Annotated in this window: 22 protein-coding genes; 19 read left to right on the forward strand and 3 right to left on the reverse strand. The window is 45.6% G+C overall.

What is annotated here, in order from left to right; genetic code table 11:
• The first annotated feature begins 142 nt into the window (after positions 1 to 142).
• The 12 genes from NST25_RS13270 to ftsY all read left to right on the forward strand — a co-directional run bounded on the left by NST25_RS13270 (position 143) and on the right by ftsY (position 12,917).
• Positions 143 to 655, forward strand: a complete 513-nt coding sequence (locus tag NST25_RS13270) for a DUF177 domain-containing protein (protein ID WP_036686482.1) — start codon at positions 143 to 145, stop codon at positions 653 to 655.
• Between the two features lie 69 nt (positions 656 to 724).
• Positions 725 to 898 carry a 50S ribosomal protein L32 gene (gene rpmF / locus NST25_RS13275; protein WP_019911234.1) on the forward strand — a complete coding sequence of 58 codons (174 nt, stop codon included), beginning with the start codon at positions 725 to 727 and terminating at the stop codon, positions 896 to 898.
• 358 nt (positions 899 to 1,256) lie between these two features.
• Positions 1,257 to 1,853: a transcription factor FapR gene (gene fapR / locus NST25_RS13280; RefSeq protein ID WP_036686484.1), complete on the forward strand. Its 597-nt coding sequence runs from the start codon at positions 1,257 to 1,259 to the stop codon at positions 1,851 to 1,853.
• Positions 1,837 to 2,826: a phosphate acyltransferase PlsX gene (gene plsX, locus NST25_RS13285; protein ID WP_038570599.1), complete on the forward strand. Its 990-nt coding sequence runs from the start codon at positions 1,837 to 1,839 to the stop codon at positions 2,824 to 2,826. Before fapR ends, plsX begins: the two co-directional genes overlap by 17 nt.
• Positions 2,827 to 2,834: 8 nt before the next feature.
• Positions 2,835 to 3,824, forward strand: a complete 990-nt coding sequence (locus NST25_RS13290; RefSeq protein WP_139329841.1) for a beta-ketoacyl-ACP synthase III — start codon at positions 2,835 to 2,837, stop codon at positions 3,822 to 3,824.
• A 21-nt stretch (positions 3,825 to 3,845) separates the two neighbouring features.
• On the forward strand, positions 3,846 to 4,769 hold the full coding sequence (fabD, locus tag NST25_RS13295) for an ACP S-malonyltransferase (protein ID WP_339173847.1): 924 nt from the start codon (positions 3,846 to 3,848) through the stop codon (positions 4,767 to 4,769).
• Between the two features lie 54 nt (positions 4,770 to 4,823).
• On the forward strand, positions 4,824 to 5,573 hold the full coding sequence (fabG, locus tag NST25_RS13300; protein WP_036686492.1) for a 3-oxoacyl-[acyl-carrier-protein] reductase: 750 nt from the start codon (positions 4,824 to 4,826) through the stop codon (positions 5,571 to 5,573).
• A gap of 125 nt (positions 5,574 to 5,698) precedes the next feature.
• Positions 5,699 to 5,932: an acyl carrier protein gene (locus tag NST25_RS13305; RefSeq protein WP_036686493.1), complete on the forward strand. Its 234-nt coding sequence runs from the start codon at positions 5,699 to 5,701 to the stop codon at positions 5,930 to 5,932.
• 218 nt (positions 5,933 to 6,150) lie between these two features.
• Positions 6,151 to 7,386: a beta-ketoacyl-ACP synthase II gene (fabF, locus tag NST25_RS13310; RefSeq protein ID WP_076101782.1), complete on the forward strand. Its 1,236-nt coding sequence runs from the start codon at positions 6,151 to 6,153 to the stop codon at positions 7,384 to 7,386.
• Between the two features lie 15 nt (positions 7,387 to 7,401).
• Complete coding sequence (rnc, locus tag NST25_RS13315) at positions 7,402 to 8,106, forward strand: ribonuclease III (protein WP_038570606.1); 705 nt, start codon at positions 7,402 to 7,404, stop codon at positions 8,104 to 8,106.
• Between the two features lie 197 nt (positions 8,107 to 8,303).
• The gene (gene smc, locus NST25_RS13320) at positions 8,304 to 11,873 is read left to right on the forward strand and encodes a chromosome segregation protein SMC (RefSeq protein WP_340394173.1); all 3,570 of its coding nucleotides are present in this window, start codon (positions 8,304 to 8,306) and stop codon (positions 11,871 to 11,873) included.
• A gap of 36 nt (positions 11,874 to 11,909) precedes the next feature.
• Positions 11,910 to 12,917 (forward strand): signal recognition particle-docking protein FtsY, encoded by a 1,008-nt coding sequence (gene ftsY / locus NST25_RS13325; RefSeq protein WP_036686498.1) that lies wholly within the window; start codon positions 11,910 to 11,912, stop codon positions 12,915 to 12,917.
• A gap of 124 nt (positions 12,918 to 13,041) precedes the next feature.
• Here ftsY and NST25_RS13330 read toward each other — a convergent pair whose 3' ends face one another.
• Complete coding sequence (locus tag NST25_RS13330; protein ID WP_340394174.1) at positions 13,042 to 13,920, reverse strand: DUF1835 domain-containing protein; 879 nt, start codon at positions 13,918 to 13,920, stop codon at positions 13,042 to 13,044.
• Between the two features lie 354 nt (positions 13,921 to 14,274).
• Between NST25_RS13330 and NST25_RS13335 the strand changes: the two genes are divergently transcribed.
• The 4 genes from NST25_RS13335 to NST25_RS13350 all read left to right on the forward strand — a co-directional run bounded on the left by NST25_RS13335 (position 14,275) and on the right by NST25_RS13350 (position 18,659).
• Positions 14,275 to 15,738, forward strand: coding sequence for a circularly permuted type 2 ATP-grasp protein (locus NST25_RS13335; protein WP_340394175.1), 1,464 nt, complete (start codon positions 14,275 to 14,277; stop codon positions 15,736 to 15,738).
• 75 nt (positions 15,739 to 15,813) lie between these two features.
• Positions 15,814 to 16,767: an alpha-E domain-containing protein gene (locus NST25_RS13340; RefSeq protein ID WP_076104260.1), complete on the forward strand. Its 954-nt coding sequence runs from the start codon at positions 15,814 to 15,816 to the stop codon at positions 16,765 to 16,767.
• Positions 16,764 to 17,630 (forward strand): transglutaminase family protein, encoded by an 867-nt coding sequence (locus NST25_RS13345; protein ID WP_340394176.1) that lies wholly within the window; start codon positions 16,764 to 16,766, stop codon positions 17,628 to 17,630. Before NST25_RS13340 ends, NST25_RS13345 begins: the two co-directional genes overlap by 4 nt.
• A gap of 219 nt (positions 17,631 to 17,849) precedes the next feature.
• Positions 17,850 to 18,659, forward strand: a complete 810-nt coding sequence (locus NST25_RS13350) for an SDR family NAD(P)-dependent oxidoreductase (RefSeq protein ID WP_076218875.1) — start codon at positions 17,850 to 17,852, stop codon at positions 18,657 to 18,659.
• Here the strand turns inward: NST25_RS13350 and NST25_RS13355 are convergent.
• A complete protein-coding gene (locus tag NST25_RS13355; RefSeq protein WP_340394178.1) occupies positions 18,651 to 19,127 on the reverse strand; it encodes an SRPBCC family protein in 477 nt (158 codons plus the stop codon). The two genes, NST25_RS13350 and NST25_RS13355, sit on opposite strands and share 9 nt — an antisense overlap.
• Before the next feature lie 254 nt (positions 19,128 to 19,381).
• Between NST25_RS13355 and NST25_RS13360 the strand changes: the two genes are divergently transcribed.
• The 3 genes from NST25_RS13360 (at position 19,382) to NST25_RS13370 (ending at position 21,175) form a co-directional block, all read left to right on the forward strand.
• Positions 19,382 to 19,525: a hypothetical protein gene (locus NST25_RS13360; protein WP_340394179.1), complete on the forward strand. Its 144-nt coding sequence runs from the start codon at positions 19,382 to 19,384 to the stop codon at positions 19,523 to 19,525.
• Positions 19,526 to 20,152: 627 nt separating this feature from the next.
• Entirely contained in the window at positions 20,153 to 20,302 is a 150-nt protein-coding gene (locus NST25_RS13365) for a hypothetical protein (RefSeq protein ID WP_175619945.1), read from the forward strand.
• A 474-nt stretch (positions 20,303 to 20,776) separates the two neighbouring features.
• Entirely contained in the window at positions 20,777 to 21,175 is a 399-nt protein-coding gene (locus NST25_RS13370; RefSeq protein WP_340394180.1) for a DnaJ family domain-containing protein, read from the forward strand.
• Between the two features lie 138 nt (positions 21,176 to 21,313).
• Here the strand turns inward: NST25_RS13370 and NST25_RS13375 are convergent, their stop codons facing one another.
• The gene (locus NST25_RS13375) at positions 21,314 to 21,736 is read right to left on the reverse strand and encodes a GNAT family N-acetyltransferase (RefSeq protein WP_340394181.1); all 423 of its coding nucleotides are present in this window, start codon (positions 21,734 to 21,736) and stop codon (positions 21,314 to 21,316) included.
• Positions 21,737 to 21,769: the final 33 nt, after the last annotated feature.

Below are 21,769 nucleotides of genomic sequence, written 5' to 3' on the forward strand. Positions count from 1 at the left end.
TTAGCACAAGCTGATCTTTTGATTTACACTAATAGTTATATCATAATTCACCGCATTTTCTGAAACAATATAAAGGGAAAATGGTTGACAAAGGTATAGAATACTAGGTATAATAAATTTTGTTTGTTTGGGAGTGATAAGTATGCAGATTCACTTTCGCAAATTAGCGAATGCCGACGAACCGTTACATATTCACGATGTTGTGGATGTCAGCGAGGTAGTCAAAGGGCGCAAGGATATTCTAACTGTTGCTCCGCTCTCAGTAGACCTTAAAGCGCTGCCCGCGGGAACCGATTGTGTGAACGTGGTGGGAAAACTGAGTGGAGATGTGGACATGTTATGTTCACGTTGTCTCACGGAGGTCAAAAGTGATTTGAACATTCCTTTTGCTGAGACTTTCAAGTGGCTTAAGCAGCCAGTTCTTCCAGATGATGACGAAGATGAGGATCTCATTTACGTCAAGGATGAGGTTGTGGATCTTATCCCGTATGTGGAAGAAAATTTCGTACTGCACTTACCGGATTCGGTATTGTGCAAGGCAGACTGTCTTGGTCTTTGTCAGAAATGCGGACAGAACTTGAACGAAGGCACCTGCAGTTGCGACAACACAGTGATCGATCCTCGACTCGCTGGGTTGAAAGACTTTTTCAAATGAAACATTACAACAAAACACATCCTGCTCTGAGGAGCAGGCTGACAGAAATATCACGAGGAGGTGGAACACATGGCAGTACCACAACGCAGAACGTCTAAAACACGCCGTGACAAACGTCGCACCCACTTTAAGTTGGTTGTGCCGGGCATGGTGAAATGTGAACAATGCGGAGAGTTGAAACTAGCTCACCACGTATGCAAAGTTTGCGGAACTTACAAAGCAAGAGAAATCATCAAACAATAGTTTCAAAAATAAGTAGTACTTCACTTCGGTGAGGTACTATTTTTTTGTCCAAATCTAATAAAGATAGGGTATGCACCTATACTTTATGTTCCGCTCAGAAGTCAATGCTTTATTTTTGGTGCGGCATGCTTTATACTACATATTAGTACCTGGTTCTAAAAAATATTTATGATTGTTTGACCTAATATAACAGCGGCCATTCAAGCGGCCGGATGCTTTCTTTAAAATATAAGGAAGTATAAGTTATGCACCTATACTTTATGTCTTATATTTCTCGCTTAAACGCTTACCGTCCTTATTAGGGCGCCGAAGGCGTTTACGCTTGGCATGTGCCAGGAGGTGAGCCGCTATCGAGCGGATGTCCAAGAAAGAACGTCAGCAACAGCTGCTACATATAATTGCAGGCAATCCTTTTGTAACTGATCGGGAGTTGACTCGTCAGCTGAAGGTGAGCATTCAGACGATTCGGTTAGACCGGATGGAGCTGGGAATACCAGAACTGCGTGAAAGAATGAAACAAATGGCAGAGCATTCCTATGATCAGGTGCGCTCTTTGCCTGCGGATGAAGTGATCGGAGATATTGTGGATTTACAGCTCGATAAGAGCGGGATTTCGATCTTTGAAATTCGTGAGGATCATGTCTTTTCCAGAAATGGGATCGCCCGTGGCCACTACGTGTTTGCTCAAGCCAATTCGCTTGCGGTTGCTGTGATTAACGATGAAATTGCCTTGACTGCTTCAGCCGACATACGATTTGTTCGTATGGTTCTGCTTGGTGAGAAGTGCATTGCTAAAGCTCAAGTGCGGTCACTTGCAGGCAGAGGCGGCAAAGCAGAGGTGGACGTATTCACCTATGTCGGAGAAGAATTGGTATTTCAAGGCCACTTTATAGTGTATCGTTCCGCTAATGAAGAGTATAGTGAAGGGGGTAACCGTAGTGCTGATCGCCATTGATGCCATGGGCGGGGACAACGCTCCTGAATGTAATGTCGAGGGGGCGTTGTCCGCGGCCGCGGAATGGAAAGATACGCAGATTGTGCTCGTAGGTGACGAAGCCAGACTAGAGCCACTGCTGAAGGACAAGCCGTCCAACCTGAGTGTGCGGCATGCAGGAGATGTTATTGGTTCTGATGAAGAGCCGGTTAAGGCGGTTCGCCGCAAAAAAGATTCATCCATGGTTGTAGCTGGACGTATGGTGCGTGAGGGCGAAGCAGATGCTATGATTTCGTCAGGTAACACGGGGGCGCTTATGACTACAGGGTTACTTGTAGTAGGCCGTATGCAGGGGATTGAACGTCCGGCGCTGGCACCTATGATTCCGACGCTGGATGATGTTGGCGTGCTTGCGCTTGATCTTGGCGCTAACATGGATGCGAAGCCTGAACATCTGGTGCAATATGCGCTGATGGGCAGCATTTATCGGAATAAAGTGCATGGCATTGCTAAGCCGCGGGTTGGACTTCTAAATGTAGGGACGGAGCCTGGGAAAGGCAACGAACTGACCAAAGAAGCCTATCCACTGCTGGAGAACTTGCCGGGCATTCATTTTATCGGTAATGTTGAGGCACGCGACGTACTGACAGGAAACTGCGATGTGCTTGTCTGCGATGGATTTGCTGGTAATATCCTGTTGAAGTCGCTTGAGGGTACAGCGGGTGCATTGTTCTCTTTACTGAAGGAGCAATTCAGCCGTTCTCTGAAGACTAAACTTGGAGCGGCTATGCTGATGCCGGAGCTTAGAGCCCTGAAGGGCAAGATGGATTATAAAGAGCATGGCGGTGCACCGCTGCTTGGTCTTAGCGGATTGGTAGTTAAGGGGCACGGATCTTCAGACGGAAATGCGGTTAAAAATGCAGTAAGACAAGCGCGGATTGCTCTGCAAGCCGATCTTGTGCCAAGTATATCCAAGGAAATTAGCGGGAAGTGAGTGACGAAATGAAACAGTTGCGGCCGGTTGGGATTATCGGTACGGGTAAATATGTACCTGAGAAAATTTTAACAAACAGTGATCTAGAAAAAATAGTGGAGACTAACGATGAATGGATCGTCAGTCGGACAGGGATCCGTGAAAGACATATCGCTGCACCACATGAGGCAACTTCTGATTTAGCCTATGAAGCTGCACTTAAAGCTTTGGATTCTGCAGGCATGAAAGCCGAAGATCTGGATCTTATTATTATTGCAACGGTAACCCCTGATAGCTCCTTTCCTTCCACAGCCTGCATTTTGCAGGATAAACTTGGAGCAAAAGGTGCTGCGGCATTTGACTTGTCAGCAGCCTGCTCTGGTTTTGTATACAGCCTAGCTACTGCGGTTGGCTTTATTCAGAACGGAATGTACAATAATGCACTCATAATTGGTGCGGACACTTTATCCCGCATCACTGATTATACGGATCGTAACACCTGTGTACTGTTTGGCGATGGTGCAGGAGCAGTAATCATCGGTGAAGTTCCAGAGGGACGCGGTTTCCAATCCTTCGATCTGGGTGCTGAAGGTTCTGGAGGAAACTTGCTTAAGCTGGAAGCTGGGGGTTCGCGCTTGCCTGCATCTCAGCAGACGGTTGAAGACAAGAAACATTTCATCTATATGAATGGCCGTGAAGTGTTTAAGTTTGCCGTTCGTGTTATGGGCTCAGCTACAGAACGTGTGCTTACTAAAGCCGGATTAGGTAAAGAAGATATTGATTTGTTCGTACCGCATCAAGCGAATATTCGTATCATTCAATCCGCTATGCAGCGGCTTGACCTGCCACCGGAGAAATGTGTAATCAATGTTGATAAATATGCTAATACATCAGCAGCTTCTATTCCTCTAGCTCTAGTTGAAGCGGCGGAAGAAGGACGCATGAAGGAAGGCGACACGGTTCTGATGGTTGGATTCGGCGGTGGCTTGACTTGGGGCGCGTCCGTATTGATCTGGTAATAGAGGAAGGAGTTCTTACTTATGAGTAAAATCGCATTTGTCTTTCCCGGTCAGGGTGCACAGGCAGTTGGAATGGGTAGAGATGTATATGAAGCTCTTCCGCACAGCCGCGCGGTATTCGAAAAAGGTGATGAGGTGCTCGGATTTCCACTGAGCCAGCTGATTTTTGAAGGACCTGACAGTGATTTGAAACAGACCGTAAATACGCAACCGGCTCTGCTAACAGCAAGCGTGGCTTATCTGGAAGCATTACGTGATCAAGGGATGAAGCCGGATTATGTAGCTGGTCATAGCCTAGGAGAATACAGCGCACTGGTTGCGGCAGGCGTATTGTCCTATGAAGATGCTGTAAGACTCGTGCGTTTACGCGGTCGTTTTATGGAGGAAGCTGTTCCAGGTGGACAGGGAGCTATGGCTGCAGTGCTTGGTGCGGAGCGGGATGCTCTGGCAGAATTATGCCGGAGCGTATCCGAGGAGAGCGGCGTGGTAGAACTGGCGAATGTGAACTGCCCGGGACAGATTGTTGTTTCTGGTTCACAAGCCGGGGTTAACGGTGTTGTGCAGCGTGTTAAGGAAGCAGGCGGAAAGCGGGCTATTCCGCTGGAAGTAAGTGGACCTTTTCACTCTTCGATGATGAAGGCTGCGGCAGACCGCTTGGCAGACGAGCTGAAGAGTGTTACTTTTAATGCTCCGGCTGTACCTGTTATTGTCAATGTTACCGCAGCACCTGTAATGGATCCTGAAGAAATCCGTGAACTGCTTGTTCGCCAGGTGTACTCCCCTGTGCTCTGGCAAGACAGTATTGAATGGCTGATTGCTGATGGTGTGGATACTTTTGTGGAAATTGGTTCTGGCAGTGTTCTGGCAGGTCTGATCCGCAAAATAGACAAAACGGTCAAAGTAATCAACATTAACACACTTGAAAGTGTGCAAGCTGTCTTGTAAGATACGTTCAAACATTGTTTATCAATAGCAATATGATCGAAAGGGGAATAAATGATGTTCTCAGCATTGCGGGGTCAAACGGCCCTTGTAACTGGTGGTTCTCGCGGCATCGGCCGCAGTATTGCACTTGCTCTCGCGGAACATGGCGTGAAGGTGGCCGTGAACTATGCGGGCAGTGAAGCAGCCGCACAAGAGACCGTAGCTCGGATTGTCGAGCTTGGCTCGGAGGGTATTGCCCTTCGTGGCGATGTCGGCAATAGTGAACAGGCCGAGAACCTTGTCAAAGAGGTTCTGAATACCTGGGGACGTATTGACATTGTTGTCAATAATGCCGGCATTACCAGAGACAACCTGATTATGCGCATGAAAGAAGAAGAGTTCGATCAAGTGATCGAAACGAATCTAAAAGGGGTGTTTAACTGCCTAAAGGCAGCTACACGCCCTATGATGAAGCAACGCTACGGGCGAATTATCAATATTTCTTCCGTAGTAGGTGTAACAGGAAATCCTGGACAAGCTAATTACTCCGCAGCTAAGGCAGGTGTCATCGGTTTAACGAAGGCATCGGCTCGTGAGCTTTCCTCACGGGGGATCACGGTGAACTGTATCGCTCCTGGCTTCATTGATACAGATATGACGCGTGAGCTCTCTGAGGAAGTGCGCAGTGAGCTTGAGAAGGGCATTCCACTTGCTCGTCTGGGGCGTCCTGAAGAGATTGCTATGGCTGTAGTCTTCCTGGCCTCTGAAGGCGCTGCGTATATGACCGGCCAGACACTACACGTGGATGGCGGGATGTATATGTAACTCTCCGTCAAGGAGAAATTACACTGTTTTAATGCTGAAATGTGAGGGATAAAGAAAGCGTTTTTGACGCTCTATGGTATTTTGAACTCATATCTCGTATAATACCAAAAGAGGAGGTGAACCGGATGTCCGATGTATTAGAGCGTGTAAAACGCATTGTCATCGACCGCTTAGGTGCCGATGAAGCTGAGGTAACATTAGAAGCGTCTTTCAAAGATGATTTAGGTGCTGATTCTCTTGATGTAGTAGAATTGGTTATGGAATTGGAAGATGAATTCGATATGGAAATCTCTGATGAAGATGCAGAGACGATTACGACCGTGGGTGAAGTTGTGAAGTACATACAATCTCATACCTAGAGTCATATGATTGAGAGTCCCGTTCCTGCTAGGGCGGGACTTCTCCTCATTTATAGAGCATTAAAGATGAATCAAAGGTTGCCTTGAGCAACTATATAAGGGATATAACAGAACCGCAGGATGGTTAATGATGCGGTTATCGCTGTTCATATAGTAGCAACAGAAAGTATATAAGTTCTGAATATAATGTATACAACCTATAGATGGGGTGATTGTGTTTGAGTCATAGAGTGGTTGTTACCGGGATGGGCGTAGTTACATCATTGGGCAAAGATTTGGAGACGTTCTGGGATAATCTTATGAGCGGCAAATCCGGTGTATCACAGGTTGAGACCTTTGATGTCAGTGAGTATACTACGCAAATAGCATCCTCTGTTAAAGATTTCGATCCAGAGGCACTTTTTGGTCGTAAGGAAGCCCGCAAAATGGACCGTTTTGTACAATTTGCAGTGGCTGCCGGTGAGGACGCATTGCGAGATAGCGGACTTAAGATCGGTGAAGATATTGATGCCGAAAGAATAGGTGTATCTGTAGGATCAGGTATTGGTGGTCTTGGAACTTGGGAAGACAATCATAACTTGTTGCTTGAAAAAGGACCGAAGCGGGTTAGTCCGTTCTTCATTCCGATGATGATCGCTAACATGGGTTCTGGGCAGTTGTCCATTAACCTTGGTGCAAAGGGTCCTAATACGACGACAGTAACTGCTTGTGCTACAGGAAGTCACTCCATTGGGGAATCCTTCCGCTTGATTCAACGTGGAGACGCAGATGCAATGATCTGTGGGGGTTCCGAAGCGACCATTCGTCCAACAGGTATGGCTGGTTTTTGTGCTATGAGAGCAATGTCCACTCGCAATGATGAGCCTGAGAAGGCAAGTCGTCCGTTTGATGTGGATCGCGATGGTTTTGTTATGGGTGAAGGTGCCGGGATTCTTATTCTGGAATCACTCGAACATGCTGAGAAACGTGGAGCGAAGATCTATGCTGAGGTTATCGGTTATGGTCTAAGCGCAGATGCTCATCATATGACTGAGCCTGATCCAGATGGTGCAGCTCGCTGCATGAAGATGGCAATCCGGGATGCTGGTATCTCTCCTGAAGATATTGATTACATCAATGCTCATGGTACTTCAACGCCTGTAGGAGATAGATCAGAAACTGCTGCTGTTAAAAAAGCATTGGGTGACCATGCCTATAAAGTGGCAATTAGTTCGACGAAATCCATGACAGGTCACCTTCTGGGTGCTGCTGGTGGAGTAGAAGCTATTATCTGTGGCCTTTCTTTGCAAAAAGGGATGATTGCGCCAACGATTAATTTGGACAACCAAGACCCGGAATGTGATCTGGATTATGTACCAAATGTGCCACGTAAAGCTGATCTTGATATTGTAATGTCGAATTCGTTCGGCTTCGGGGGACATAACGCAACAGTTATTCTAAAAAAATATAATTAGTAAGGGGACAGTGCGGTGAAAGGAGAACTGAAGCAGTTACAACAGCAACTTCAAATCCAATTTCACGATTCTGTGCTTCTGAAGCAGGCCTTTACCCATGCATCCTATGTGAATGAACACCGTTTCAATCAGCATCAGGACAATGAGCGTCTCGAATTTCTTGGGGATGCAGTTCTGGAGTTAACGGTTTCTGAATATTTGTACAATCTATTGCCAGACCGACCTGAGGGAGAGTTGACCAAGCTGCGGGCCGCTATTGTATGCGAGCCTTCACTGGTCAAGTTTGCGGAGAGTTTAGGTTTTGGCCGTTATGTACTATTGGGCAAAGGGGAAGAACTTACGGGCGGACGTACTCGCCCGGCCCTGCTGGCTGATGTATTCGAATCCTTCGTGGGAGCGCTTTATCTCGACCAAGGACTGGAAACAGTGCGGAGTTTTCTTGATAATCACGTATTTCCTCTCGTGGAGACGGATGGGAAATTGCAAATGCAGATGACCGATTATAAGACGGAACTGCAAGAGCTAATTCAGCAGCACAATATGGGTACATTGGAATATCGAATTATAGAAGAACGGGGACCTGCACATGAGCGTGAATTCGTCTCAGAGGTGTATATGGCTAACCGTTCACTTGGTAAAGGAAGCGGCCGGTCCAAGAAGGAAGCAGAGCAGCAGGCTGCAGCAGCAGCACTTTTGCATCTGAAAGAGGACGGTGCCTGAGTTTTGCATCAAGGGGACAAGCGGAGGAGAGCAGCAAAGGTCTGAATACCGGCGTTTAGGCGGAGCTCAGACCGTTGCTGCTCTTTTTCGACAATATAAGAACTTATATGTTCCGCGTTACAAAGGATAAGGTACATCTTAATGGTTTTTTAGGGTACAAACGCTATGGTATAATGGGTCAGAGGTGATTGGCAAGTATGTTTTTGAAACGGATAGAATTAGCTGGTTTTAAATCATTTGCCGACAAAACAGAAATGGAGTTTGTACGCGGTATAACGGCTGTAGTTGGCCCGAACGGAAGCGGCAAAAGCAATATTTCTGACGGCATACGCTGGGTACTCGGCGAACAGAGTGCTAAATCACTGCGTGGCGGCAAGATGGAGGATATCATTTTTGCTGGAAGTGATGCGCGTAAAGCCGTGAATTATGGCGAAGTATCACTTACGCTTGATAATGAAGATCACACACTTCCGCTGGATTTCAGCGAAGTTACAGTGACTCGGAGAGTCCACCGCAGTGGAGATAGTGAATATTTAATTAATAAGCAATCCTGCCGTCTGAAGGATATCACAGAGCTGTTTATGGATACTGGTATCGGACGTGAAGCCTATTCGATTATCGGGCAGGGTAGGATTGAAGAGATTCTAAGTACTCGTTCCGAAGATCGGCGAGGCATCTTTGAAGAAGCATCAGGTATTGTAAAATATAAATCGCGCAAGAAAGACGCAAGTCGAAAGCTGGATGATACTGAGCAGAACCTGCTTCGTATTCATGATTTGATCAGTGAGCTTGAGGATCAGATTGGGCCACTTAAGGATCAGTCCGAGAAAGCTATCCGCTTTAAGGAACTTCGCGAACAATTAAAACATCAGGAAATTTCAGTATACGTACACCAGATTGAAGGCATTCATACCGCTTGGCAGGAAGGTAACGCTAAGCTTGAAACGTTGAAGGACGAGCAGCTGGAGCTGTCTACTGTGGTTTCGGCTCATGATGCCAAGCTGGAGAGCGGGCGATCTGAACTGCGCACAATCGAAGCACAGATCGAGAAGCAGCAAGAGCAATTGCTGCGTTATAGCGAAGCATTTGAGAAGAGCGAAGGTTACGGTGAAGTGCTGAGGGAACGCAAACGTAATCTGGAAAGTAATCGTGAGCAGTTAATGCTCACGTTAGGTTCGGTTGGCGAGCGTTCTGCAGATCGTCAGCGTGAAGTCGTGGATCTGGAGCTTAAGCTTGAGCAATCGCGGCTTAAGCTTGTGGATCTTCGGAAACAGATCGAAGATGAAGAGACAAGGCTTGAAGGTGTGGCAGACGGGATTAGCCAGAGCCAGGAAGAAAAGCTCAAAAGTGCTCTTTTGGAGCTAATGAACCTTATGGCGAATGCACGTAACGAAATTCGTTACGCGGATCAGCAAAAGGAGAATCTGGAACGTCGTATGAGCCGCAGTGAAGAAGAAAGCGGCAAATGGACAGCCCGGCATGAAGAGTTGTCTGCCAACCAGAAAGGGCTGAAGGACAAGATTGCCCAGCTGGGGAAGGAGCTTAGCAATCTTCGCGGGGCTTATATCACTGAAAGTGAGCAGCTCAGTAAACGTCAGAAGCTGATCGAAGAAACACAGTCCGGTCTTCGGAAATGGGAACAGAAGCGGGAAGCGCAAGTCTCTCGTCATGAGACCATGAAAGAGATGCAGGATGATTTCGACGGCTTCATGCTTGGGGTTAAAGAAGTGCTCAAGGGTGCGCGCAAAGGACAGCTCAACGGTGTGCATGGTGCGGTTGCGGAGCTGATCTCTGTTCCGGAGAAGCTGGAAATGGCGATTGAGACTGCTCTAGGCGCATCACTTCAGCATGTGGTCATGGATAATGAGACTGTGTCCCGCCAAGCGATATCATTTCTAAAGCAACGTCAGCTGGGACGAGCTACCTTTCTTCCACTAGATGTTATCCGGCCGCGCCAGATTTCTGGCAGTGACCGTGGTATGGTGGGTGATGCTGACGGATTTGTTGGAATTGGTTCCGAACTTGTTGGTTACGATGATAAATATACTAGCATTATTGGCAGTTTGCTCGGCAATGTGGTTATTGCGGAGAGCTTGGAGCAAGCGAACCGTATCGCCGCTAGATGCCAATATCGTTATCGGGTAGTTACCCTGGAAGGCGATGTAGTTAATGCCGGCGGTTCGATGACCGGGGGTAGCCAGCATAAGAAGAATAATAGCTTGCTTAGCCGTAAACGTCAGCTGGATCAATTAAGCAGTGAGATTGAAGAAAGCGAACGTCAAATAGTGAAGCTGAAGCAAGGCATTGCCAGACTTCGTGAGGAGCAGGAGAACGCTAGCGTGAAGCTGGAGGACCTGCGCCGTGATGGCGATGAGAAAAGACTGGAAGAGCAAAGAGTCTCCGGTGATTTGAAGCAGCTCGAGCATGAGCTTCGGCATGTGCAGGAGCAAGTGGAGAGCACAGGTGCGGAACGCAGCGGCTTTGAGAATGAAGTACGTGCGCTTGAAGAGACGCGGAAGCAAGCCACTGCTGAGCTTGAACGCCTTGAAAAGGAAGAAAAGGAAGCCCATGAGGGTATCCGTAACGCTGAATCAGCGCGTAAAGCGAATGAATCAGCTAAGGAAGAGCTGCAAGGCAAGTTGACCAGTATGAAAGTCTCGGAAGGCAAGCTCGATCAGGAGATATTCTCCCTGGAGGAGCAGTTACGTCGCCTAAGACAAGATGTGGGTTCACAGGACAAGGAGCTGCGCCAGAATCGAAATCTGTTACATACGATTGAACAGGATCTGGCTAACAATGCTTTGGAAGCTGTGAAGCAGAAGGAAGATTTGAACAGTTACCGCTTGAAGAAGGAAGAGACGACTGGAACTTTGGATTTTGCGCGTGCTGAGCGTACAGCGTTAACCCGTAAGCTGGAACTTGAGGAAGGCAAGACTAAAGATCAACGTCAGGCCCTTAAAGTAGTCGAGGACAAGCTGCGTGCCACTGAAGTTTCTGTCGGTCGACTCGATGTGGAGCTGGATAATATTCTCCGCAAGCTGAGTGATGACTACGAGCTAAGTTATGAATTAGCAAAACAGAGATATCCAGTGCCTGAAGATGTACCTGCCGCACAAGCCGATGTACAGCGTTTGAAGCGCAGTATTTCTGTGCTAGGAGAGGTTAACTTAGGGGCGATCGAAGAATATCAGCGGGTCCATGAACGGTATACGTTCCTCAGTGGACAAAAAGATGATCTAGTCGAAGCTAAGACTACCCTGTATCAAGTAATCCGCGAGATGGAAGATGAAATGTCCAAACGTTTCAAACAGACCTTTGATGCGATCCGCAAACAGTTCGGGACCGTGTTCTCAAAGCTGTTCGGCGGCGGGCGAGCGGATCTCATGCTTCTGGATCCGGAACATATGCTGGAAACAGGTATAGATATCGTAGCCCAACCACCGGGTAAAAAATTGCAAAATCTGCAGCTTTTATCTGGCGGTGAACGCGCTCTAACAGCGATGGCGTTATTGTTTGCTATTTTGCAAGTGAAGCCAGTTCCGTTCTGCGTATTGGATGAGGTCGAGGCTGCGCTCGATGAAGCGAACGTTGTTCGTTTTGCACAGTATTTACGCGAGTTCTCTGAACAAACTCAGTTCATCGTCGTTACGCACCGCAAAGGAACGATGGAAGAGGCGGACGTGTTATACGGAGTAACGATGGAAGAGGGCGGTGTCTCCAAGCTCGTTTCAGTACGTTTAGAGGATGAAGAAGCTGAGATTGCTTAAATTCATCAAAGAAGAAAAACTTTTAGGAGGAACCAAATGAGCTTTTTTAGAAAATTAAAAGAAAGCATTTCCGGCAAAACGGAAAGTGTAACGAAACAATTCCGCGACGGATTAGAGAAAACCCGTAAAGGTTTTGTAGAGAAGGTCTCCGACCTTATCATCCGCCGCAAAAAGATAGATGAAGAGTTCTACGAAGAGCTGGAAGAGATTTTGATTGGTGCAGACGTGGGTGTAAACACTGTTATGACCCTTGTCGAGGATTTGCGTGCCGAAGTGAAGCAAAATCGGATTGAAGATGCTGCCGAGCTGAAGCCGATTTTGTCCCGTAAGCTTATGGAGCTGCTGCGCGGAGATGATGATAACAGCCTGAAGGAAAATCCGAATGGAATTACGGTTATTTTGTTCGTTGGGGTCAATGGCGTGGGCAAGACGACTACCATCGGCAAGCTGGCTCATCGTTACAAACAAGAAGGTAAAAAAGTTCTTTTGGCTGCAGGGGATACGTTCCGTGCCGGAGCGATTGAGCAGCTTGAGGTTTGGGGCCAACGCGCAGGCGTAGATGTCATTAAACAACAAGCAGGCTCTGACCCGGCGGCTGTAATGTACGATGCGGTCCAAGCGGCAAAGCAACGCAACGTGGATATCTTAATCTGCGATACTGCTGGCAGACTGCAGAATAAAAGCAATCTGATGGAAGAGCTCAACAAAATCTTCCGCGTCATTCAAAGAGAAATCCCAAGTGCTCCACATGAGGTACTGATGGTGCTAGATGCTACGACGGGTCAAAATGCACTTACACAAGCCAAGTTATTTGGTGAAAAGAGTGGCGTCACTGGCTTGGTCTTGACGAAGCTGGACGGTACGGCTAAAGGCGGAATCGTTGTAGCGATTCGTCAGGAAATGAATTTGCCGGTGAAGTTTGTAGGTCTTGGAGAAAAAATGGAAGACTTGCAGCCATTTGATTCGCAGCAGTTCGTACATGCTCTTTTTGCCGGATTAATTGCCGAGGAAGAAGAGTCAGAAGAATCGGAAGAGCAAGTGTAATCAACAGCACAATATAATCATAAAGAAGTCATATTTACAAGGAATGCCCTCGAAGCTATATTTAGTTAGGAGGGCATTCCTTTTCTTTTTTATAAAGGGTTTGTCCGTCATTTTGTAGCAACTGCTAAGCGACTTTTAGAAAGTATAAATGCATCGCGTAAGGGATCCCTTTAAATAACAGCTTTCCCTCACTAATTAGCCTCCAGAAGCGATATTCTATGAATGAGGTACTGAGATACAAATTCCATTGCCCTATAATTGTGCCTACAACTAGACCTGCATTTACGTAGCCATCTCTTTCCTCACACTGTTGAAGTTGCAGAATTAAAGAAAGAATTTCTTCGTCATAGTAACTCTCGGGAACATTCATAAGCTGGCCCTCAGCCCAAACTCTAAGCATATCCTCGGTGTTGCTGATTTTTTGCCATTCTAGTTCATACTGTTTTCTTTGAGCGGAGGTGATAGGGGGTGTGTTTTCGGTAATTTTTATAATTTTTTGCAGAGCTTCATTTGGGAGCTGACTAAGTGCTCTGGGATATAAGCCGATTTCAAATGGAGCAGCAATCTCCCTATAAGCCTTGACTGGATCAATAACATGAATAGGTTGCGTCCTCTCACTAAGAATAGAAAGTGCAAATCGTAAACCCGTTTGATCATGGGAGTTATCTCCGCACCAAATAGTGATTTTTTTGTCCTCGGGAATTTCTTTTAAGGTCTGAACCATGGCTGCCAGTTTATGCTGGGGATTTAAATGATAACCCTGATCCGGAAATCGTTCCTGAAACCATAACTCACGGGTATGATAGCCTTCATTATTATGTAATCCACGCAACGGTCCAGCAGAGAACATCTCATTAAATGAAAGTACTCGTATTAAATGACGACAACCCAGATGACTAAGGGCTACCTTCATTGATCCCGCTTCAGACAGGCCAAATAACAGATAAATGTGATTCCGCCTAGTCTCTTCCTGCTCAATTGACATAGTATATTTGTGCTCCATAGGTCACTCTCCCATCGCAACAAATTATACCATACTCAATGAATCCACATCCTCAGGCAACTATATAAAAAATACATTATATGAAAAATTCATAACAGTAATGCTTGTCACACTTCCTGCATACAATTCAATGATGAATCTACATTTCATCTCCGGCAACCTATATAAGAGAGAAAGGAAGCGATTCCAAAAAATACAAATATCTCCGGAATCACATTTCTCTGTTATATATGTTGACATGAACGAGTGGATTTACGTATTATGAGAATATAAACCAATATTTTTATGGGTGTTTTCTGAAATGGAAGTATAAGTTGTTAATAAAGATTACATCTATCGAAAGGAGTCGGGCTCATGTCCAAATTAGATCCTCTGCCAGGTCTGTCTCCGTATCCATTACAGCATTTTTTCGATGAAATGTATGCTGATAAGAGGAATGTCCGGCCGCACTACAGACATGTGAATCGCATGTTTTCCGGAATGAACTCCGAAGAGCTGCAAGGGAAGCAAAATTTAATGCAGCGTAGGATGATGGAAGAAGGAATTACCTTTACGCTTTATAACCCGGCTCAGGATCATCCTATGGAGCGAACGATCCCCTTCGATATGATTCCACGTATTATCCCTAAGAATGAGTGGGAGAGGCTAGAAGCTGGAATTATTCAGCGTATCACAGCTTTGAATTTATTCATTCATGACATTTACCATGAGCAATACATTGTTAAAGATGGCATCGTCCCTAGGCGTATGATTATTTCCAACTGTTACTTCCGGCCAGAAATGTCAGGTCTGCGAGTGCCCGGTGGAGCTTATATCACCACCTCAGGAATCGATCTGATCCGCCACCACGATGGGCATTATTATGTACTTGAAGACAACCTGCGAACACCCTCCGGCTTTTCCTATCTTTTTAAAGGCAGAACTCTTATGAATCAATTGTTTCCTGAATTGTCCTTTGCCAGCTCCATCCGAGATGTAGATCATAGCTTAAATCGCTTCTTATCCGTGCTTCGTAGTCTATCTCCTTCAAGAAGGTCAGATCCGGTTATAGCACTCCTAACGCCTGGAGAATACAATTCTGCATATTATGAACATGCTTTTTTGGCACAGCAGATGGGTATACATTTGGTCGAAGGACGAGATTTGGTAACAAAGGATCACAAAATATATTTGAAAGAAATGAACGGACTGCGTCGCGTGGATGTGCTGTATCGTCGGTTGGATGATGATTACATTGATCCGCTAGCCTTTCAACCTGATTCTTTATTGGGTGTGGCAGGACTTATGAATGCGTATAGGGCAGGCAACATAGCGATTGCTAATGCGCCGGGAACCGGTGTTGCAGATGATAAAGCGATGTATGTCTATGTACCGGATATGATTCGTTATTATCTGAATGAAGAGCCGATCCTTGGTAATGTGCCGACGTATTTGTTGTCCCGACCCGATGAACGCCTGTATGTTCTTGAGAACCTATCCGAAATGGTTGTTAAAGAAACCTCATTATCCGGAGGATATGGGATGTTGATCGGAAGTGAGGCGACCAAAGAAGAATTAGCCGAGTTCCGAATGAAAATTATTGCCGATCCGGACCGGTATGTGGCACAGCCAATTATGTCCTTGTCCAGAGCGCCAGTATTGTCGGGAGGCACTATGGCACCCCGGCATATCGATCTTCGGGCTTTTGTATTAATGGGCGCAGACCGGAAGCCGCATGTCATACCTGGTGGATTAACACGAGTGGCTATGAAAGAAGGTTCACTGGTTGTGAATTCCTCGCAAGGCGGTGGCGTAAAGGATACTTGGGTTATGGCTTGATCTATTATCTTGTAAGCCTTGATTGTGAATCAAAAATATGCAGCATCAATTTGGAGGATAAAGGAGTGGCTAAAGATGCTGAATCGAAATGCGGAGGCTTTATTCTGGATCGGCCGATATATTGAAAGGGCAGAGAATCATGCGCGGCTAATCAATGTACATTATCATATCCAGCAGGAAGAGGATTTTCAGGAAGAAGGACATAAATGGTCGAGGCTTATCGATGCATTAGGAGTTCGAAGTGAATATTTGCAGCAGTTCGAAACCTTTTCTGAACAGGACGTGTTATCCTTTATTACACTCGATTTGGGCAATTCGAATTCATTATTCTCTTGCGTACATCATGCTAGAAATAATCTTCGCACACTGCGTCAGCATCTTCCAAGTGAGCTATGGGATATCGTCAACAGCTTTAATCTATGGCTTGGGGAGCGGTCAGTCGCTGATATTATGAGTGGCCCACATCATTTCTACCAGCAGGTGAAGGAACGTGCGGCTATGTTTCTAGGAGCAGAACAGTCCGTAATGCTTAGGGGAAATGAATGGCATTTTATAGAGAGCGGCCGTTTTCTGGAACGGGCAGAGAATACGACGCGTATTTTGCAGGCAGTTATTGCCTCTTGCCGTTTTAAAGAGCTTAATGCAATTTATATTCAGTTACAGGCGGTGCTGAAATCGGTAAGTGGTTATCAGGCGTTTCGCCGTTACTATGCAGATGCTATGTCACCGGAGAGCATTTTAGATTTTTTGATCGCAAATCCCAAATTTCCACGTTCGATCCGCTTTTCTTTTCACCAGCTGGAAGAGCATTTAGCTAGACTTGAATTAGATTCCTCAGAAAAAGGCTCAGGTCATGAGAAGGTCATCCGTCAAGCAGGAAAGCTGAAGGCAGAGCTGGATTATATGGAGAAAGAGGAAATGTCCGGTGAGCTGGTGGAAGATGTGCTGCAATCACTCGTAATATCTTGCCAGAGACTGGGCAAAACGATGGAGGGCGCCTTTTTTCGGCGAGAAGGAGTATCTGTATGAAGATTCAAATCAATCACACCACCACATACAGTTATCCAGAACCGGTTACGGACAGTGTCAATGAAATCAGGCTTACCCCACGCACCAACTATCGGCAATCCTGTTATCACCATGAGGTTGAAGTATCTCCGGCAGCTAATCTATTAACGTATGAGGATTTCTTCGGTAATCGGGTGCATGCCTATTCGGTTAATAAGCCACATACGGAAATGGTAATCCATACGAAAGCTACTGTAGTAACGCTGGATAAAGCCCAGGGTACCGATCTTCCGCGAACCAGCCTTGAAGAGCAAGTTAAACTATTAAATGATGAAAAGTTTCAGAACCGTTATATTGAGTTTATTTTGCCGACCCGTTATACCGAGGTGACTCCTGAATTAGTGGAGTTCGCCTCCCAGTACCCTTTTAGTGAAGCTGAGGATATGTATGAATGGATTCTGAAGTTATCTTCGACGATTTATGAACAGTTCACCTATGATCCTGAGGCAACAAGCGTAAATACAACGGTAAAAAAAGCCCTGAAGCTTAAGCGTGGGGTCTGTCAGGATTATGCTCATCTTATGATCGCTGTCTGCCGCAGTGTAGGTCTGCCTTCAAGATATGTTAGTGGATATCATTTTGTCGGTGATCTACAGAGCAGCAATGCTAATTTCGAGCAGGCTTCACATGCTTGGGTGGAGACTCATGTTCCGGGTACGGGCTGGCTTGGTTTTGATCCGACGAATAATGTTGAAGTCAACTGGCGTTATATCAAGCTGGGTCATGGACGGGATTATAAAGATATAGTACCTGTAAAAGGGGTATATCGCGGTGGAGCAGGCACACTAACTGTAAAAGTGGACGTACGCAAGCTGGATAACTGAATTGAAATAATCGAAACATCGAACATCGAACATCGAAACAATCAAAAAAATCAAAATATTCGAAACAAACTCTCCGCTCATCTTATTGAATGGGGAGATTTTTTTGTGCGGCGTGCCTAAATTCTGAAGATTTATGAACGAGATGATTCCATTACAGGTTTATTTGGGTAATCTTGATCCATAGTACTTATCTTACAGACATTAGAGGAGAGATTACATATGAGCCCAAACATATCTAAGAAACAAAGATTTATTGGAAAAACAGCGATTATAACCGGAGCGGGCTCGGGAATTGGCCGTGCTACCGCTATTAAGCTGGCGCGGGAAGGTGCAAATGTAGCATTGTTCGATTTAAATCTTGAAAGAACCTCTTCCTTGGCAGAAAAGCTTAATAAGCTTCGAAAAGATTGCGCGCTGGCCATAGAGGTAGATACTTCGGATGAGAAAAAGATGGAGGAAGCCGTACGTTGTACGGTGGAACAATTCGGAGGCGTGGATGTAGTATTCGCTAACGCGGGAATTAATGGCGCTGTGGGCCCGATAGAAGAACTAAGCTTGAGCGACTGGGAGCGTACGATGTCGGTGAACTTGACGGGGACTTTTTTGACTCTAAAATATACTATTCCTCATCTGAAAGATAGAGGGAAGGGCAGTATTATTATTACTAGTTCCATTAATGGGAACACTAGATTTGCCAGCTTTGGGTGGTCTACTTATAGCACTACCAAAGCTGGACAGGTGGCTTTTGCCAAAATGGCAGCTCTCGAGCTTGCTAAGTTTAAGATTCGTGTAAATGTGATCTGCCCTGGGGCTATAGCTACGAATATAGATGAAACCACTGAAATGAGCGAGGATGTAGAAGCAATCGTCATTCCGATTGAATTCCCTGATGGAGCGCAACCTTTGGCGGATGGACCGGGCAAGCCGGATAATGTCGCTGATCTCGTTGCTTTTCTGGCTTCGGATGAATCTATCCATATAACAGGTGCGCAAATCGTGATTGACGGCGCGGAGTCCTTGTTATCCTAATTTCGAGATCGCTTCCCGGTATTGCTCGTACCATTTATTCCATTCGTCTTTCCGTGACTCCAGCGTCGTGCCTTCCAAAAGATGCTGGATCACTTCTAGACAAACATGCCAGCCAGCGAGATCTCGTGGTGTATGCGGGGTAAGCGTTTGTAGTGTTTCGTTCAAGACGAGTAAACAGCCTTCTGAATTAGGGTATAACTCAAAACGAACAAGATCTTCAGCCCAAGTAAACTCAAAAATAGATTGATGCTGCAGTGCGGTAATTTCCATATCCACAAACGTTCCATTCTGCATATCAAACTTTATAAGTCCGCCTTCACGCAGGTCCTCGATTTTTAATTCAGAGAACCATAAGGCAAGCTTCTCATTTTCGGTCAAATAGGACCAAATCTCAGTTGCGGAATGCTTTAACTGGCGTTCGAAACGAGCGACATAATGTTGATCTTCTTTTTGGATGTTAGCTAACATTTATATTTCTCCTTTGGACTACTGCGGTAGTCCTTTTTTTATTGAGTTGAGGCTCATCAGAAAGAGTATAGCAATCGCCTGTGTTAATTGCACGATCCGGCTGTGAGTTAGAAGACTATCTTATAGGGAATAGAGGGCAATAAAATAGCGGGAGAAATAAGGTCCTAGGCAAGTCCACGAGCTTGATTTGCGTACGGCGCGGAGATAGTGTTGGCGGGGAAAAGGGATTGAAGATAGGGATAAGTGAATGATGAATGGCGGAAGTAAACAGTAGCATCTACGGTGGCGAGGATGCATCGGCGTTGCGGACTGTATTGCAGCTATTTGGCGTTTTTGTTGTGTTTATTAGAAGTATCGGACCGCATAGCGCTTATTGCTGCGATTTTAAAGAAAAGTAGGGCATGTTTGAGTGAATAGCTGCAACTGTGTCCGATAGTATAGCGAAATGGACTAAATTAGTGAAATAAGGGCTGCTGGGTCCGAACGATCTATGGCGACGAAGATGTAATGAGGGTGTAAAGGATGTAGTATACGAGCAAGAGCTACTGGGTCCAATCGATTTGCGGAGGCATGGATTCGCTGACGTTGCGGACTGTATTGCAGCTATTTGGAGTTTTTGGTGTGTTTATTAGAAGTATCGGACCGCATAGCGCTTATTGCCGCGATTTTGAACAAAAGTAGGGCGTATTTGAGCGAATAGCTGCAACTGAGTCCGATAGCAGAGGGAATAAGCCTGAATTTGTGAAATAAGGTCATCTGAGTCCGAACGTTACATGGTAGCGAGGATGCATCGGCGTTGCGGACTGTATTGCAGCTATTTGGTGTTTTTGGTTTGTATTTTGAACATATCGGACCGCATAGCGCTTATTGCTGTGATTTTGAACAAAAGTAGGGCGTGTTTGAGCGAATAGCTGCAACTGTGTCCGATAGTACAGCGAAAAGGACTAAATTAGCGAAATAAGGGCTGCTGGGTCCGAATGATCTATGGCGACGAAGAGGTAATGAAGGTACAAAGGATGTAGTATATGAGCAAGAGCTACTGGGTTCGATCGGTTTGCGGAGACCTGGATTCGCTAATGGATCGGACTGTATTGCAGCTATTTGGTGTTTTTGGTTTGTATTTTGAACATATCGGACCGCATAGCGCTTATTGCCGCGTTTTTGAACAAAAGTAGGGTGTGTTTGAGCGAATAGGTACAACTGAGTCCGATAGTACAGCGAAAAGGACTAAATTTGTGAAATAAGGGCTGCTGAGTCCGAACGATCTATGCCACGAAGATGTAATGAATGTGTAATGAATGTGTAATGAATGTGTAATAAAGGATGTAGTATACGAGCAAAAGCTCCTGGTTCCAAACGTTTCACGGTGGCTAGTGTATGCTGACATTGCGGTTATGGGCTTAGAATATGCATTGTGTACGATAGTTACAGAGTCTGAGCTATTCAACTGTGCGACGAGGGCAAGGGGCATTTGAGTAAATAGCTCGCCATCCCTATAGTTAACAGCATAGGAAAGATCTGAGAAAGCATTCCGGCACCTTGATGCAAATCCTAAGTCTTTTATGCTAAAATTAACGCAATTCCGTAAAATCTACTTTTGCTTAGGCAGGGTAGTTAATAGTGTGGCATTGGTGAAGGAGGCTGCGTATATGGGGATGATGTCTTGGTTAGCTGAGCAGCGGATTCAGGAGTCTATGCGTAACGGGGAATTTCGAGATTTACCTGGGCATGGCAAGCCGCTGGAGCTCGAGGATTTATCGGGTGTGCCGGAAGAATTGCGGATGTCTTTTAAAATCATGAAGAACTCCGGACTGGTGCCTGAGGAAATCTCTCTGCGAGCTGAATGTGTTACGTTGGAAGGATTGCTAGCGGCTTGTCATAATAGCGGAAGTGCAGAAACAAGTGAGGGCAAGACTTTGCGGTCAAAACTGTCTATGAAAAGACTTCGTCTACAGGAGTTATTGCGTGAACGCGGCTTGGATAGTAACCCTGCTTTTATGCAATACAGTGCTCAAATACACGAACAGATGATAAAGGAAGAGGAATAACGCTGCTTAAGTTACTGCCTAAATGCCTACATTCATTTGGACATCAAAATAAATAGTGTAAAATAAAAAGGCATCTCTTGGTCGTTTTAGACAGAAGAGCTGCCTTTTTGCTTGTTATGTGTAACTAAACATGTATACTCATCTAATTTGTTTAAAATATACCCATTCCGGATCGCCATCATCTAAATTCTCAATGACTCCGCTTTTAACAAACCCTTGAGAAAGACATAGTTGCTGCATGATCGTATTGGATTCATTGGTGGAGGTGAAAAGCTTGGGGGTTGGGCATTGTTCCTCGATGTAGCTAAGGAGTGTTTTGGCTATGCCTAGGCGTCTGAACTCAGGATCCACAATGACCAGCTGAATAAAACAACATTCGAAAAAGGTGGTATCGTAGCAAGCAAATCCTACAAGCGTTCCATTATGCGATGCTACGTAACACTGCTCATGCTTGATATATTTTTCAATCTTCGATTTGCGGCTTTCATTGCCAATGATCTTGCTGTCTATTTTGGTGAGCATGGGTAGATCTGAAATTGTAGCTTTTGTTACGAATATCATAGTAAGTCTCCTTATTAATATTATAGAGGGTAT

The organism is Paenibacillus sp. FSL E2-0190 (genome assembly GCF_037992965.1).
In the GTDB taxonomy this organism is placed as follows: Bacteria; Bacillota; Bacilli; order Paenibacillales; family Paenibacillaceae; genus Paenibacillus_AQ; species Paenibacillus_AQ odorifer.

Coding starts and splice junctions, on each gene's coding strand:
- NST25_RS13305 (WP_036686493.1), top strand. CDS start 5,699: ATGTCCGATGTATTAGAGCGTGTAAAACGCATTGTCATCGACCGCTTA.
- NST25_RS13370 (WP_340394180.1), top strand. CDS start 20,777: ATGGGGATGATGTCTTGGTTAGCTGAGCAGCGGATTCAGGAGTCTATG.
- ftsY (WP_036686498.1), top strand. CDS start 11,910: ATGAGCTTTTTTAGAAAATTAAAAGAAAGCATTTCCGGCAAAACGGAA.
- fabD (WP_339173847.1), top strand. CDS start 3,846: ATGAGTAAAATCGCATTTGTCTTTCCCGGTCAGGGTGCACAGGCAGTT.
- NST25_RS13345 (WP_340394176.1), top strand. CDS start 16,764: ATGAAGATTCAAATCAATCACACCACCACATACAGTTATCCAGAACCG.
- fapR (WP_036686484.1), top strand. CDS start 1,257: ATGTCCAAGAAAGAACGTCAGCAACAGCTGCTACATATAATTGCAGGC.
- rpmF (WP_019911234.1), top strand. CDS start 725: ATGGCAGTACCACAACGCAGAACGTCTAAAACACGCCGTGACAAACGT.
- smc (WP_340394173.1), top strand. CDS start 8,304: ATGTTTTTGAAACGGATAGAATTAGCTGGTTTTAAATCATTTGCCGAC.
- NST25_RS13270 (WP_036686482.1), top strand. CDS start 143: ATGCAGATTCACTTTCGCAAATTAGCGAATGCCGACGAACCGTTACAT.
- fabG (WP_036686492.1), top strand. CDS start 4,824: ATGTTCTCAGCATTGCGGGGTCAAACGGCCCTTGTAACTGGTGGTTCT.
- NST25_RS13340 (WP_076104260.1), top strand. CDS start 15,814: ATGCTGAATCGAAATGCGGAGGCTTTATTCTGGATCGGCCGATATATT.
- NST25_RS13290 (WP_139329841.1), top strand. CDS start 2,835: ATGAAACAGTTGCGGCCGGTTGGGATTATCGGTACGGGTAAATATGTA.
- NST25_RS13355 (WP_340394178.1), bottom strand. CDS start 19,127: ATGTTAGCTAACATCCAAAAAGAAGATCAACATTATGTCGCTCGTTTC.
- NST25_RS13360 (WP_340394179.1), top strand. CDS start 19,382: ATGGCGGAAGTAAACAGTAGCATCTACGGTGGCGAGGATGCATCGGCG.
- NST25_RS13350 (WP_076218875.1), top strand. CDS start 17,850: ATGAGCCCAAACATATCTAAGAAACAAAGATTTATTGGAAAAACAGCG.
- NST25_RS13365 (WP_175619945.1), top strand. CDS start 20,153: ATGAGCAAGAGCTACTGGGTTCGATCGGTTTGCGGAGACCTGGATTCG.
- NST25_RS13335 (WP_340394175.1), top strand. CDS start 14,275: ATGTCCAAATTAGATCCTCTGCCAGGTCTGTCTCCGTATCCATTACAG.
- NST25_RS13375 (WP_340394181.1), bottom strand. CDS start 21,736: ATGATATTCGTAACAAAAGCTACAATTTCAGATCTACCCATGCTCACC.
- NST25_RS13330 (WP_340394174.1), bottom strand. CDS start 13,920: ATGGAGCACAAATATACTATGTCAATTGAGCAGGAAGAGACTAGGCGG.